Annotated in this window: 3 tRNA genes; all 3 read left to right on the plus strand. The window is 52.0% G+C overall.

Features of this window, described 5'->3' with window-relative positions:
• The 3 genes from KQX66_RS37085 to KQX66_RS37095 all read left to right on the plus strand — a co-directional run bounded on the left by KQX66_RS37085 (nucleotide 1) and on the right by KQX66_RS37095 (nucleotide 275).
• Nucleotides 1–76: transfer RNA gene (locus KQX66_RS37085), tRNA-Asn, on the plus strand.
• A 5-nt stretch (nucleotides 77–81) separates the two neighbouring features.
• A tRNA-Ser gene (locus tag KQX66_RS37090) sits at nucleotides 82–170 on the plus strand.
• Nucleotides 171–203: 33 nt separating this feature from the next.
• A tRNA-Glu gene (locus KQX66_RS37095) sits at nucleotides 204–275 on the plus strand.

A 275-nucleotide genomic window follows, 5' to 3' on the forward strand; every position in this document is an offset into this window, starting at 1 on the left:
TCCCTGATAGCTCAGTTGGTAGAGCACTCGACTGTTAATCGAGTTGTCACAGGTTCGAGTCCTGTTCGGGGAGCCATTCTTGGAGAGGTGTCCGAGCTGGCCGAAGGAGCACGATTGGAAATCGTGTAGGCGTCACAAGCGTCTCGAGGGTTCGAATCCCTCTCTCTCCGTAGATTTGCATCAAGTTATTTAATTAAAAGCATGGCCCGTTGGTCAAGGGGTTAAGACACCTCCCTTTCACGGAGGTAACAGGGGTTCGAATCCCCTACGGGTCA

Origin of the sequence: Paenibacillus oleatilyticus (genome assembly GCF_018998565.1) — a bacterium.
Classification (GTDB): domain Bacteria; phylum Bacillota; class Bacilli; order Paenibacillales; family NBRC-103111; genus Paenibacillus_G; species Paenibacillus_G oleatilyticus.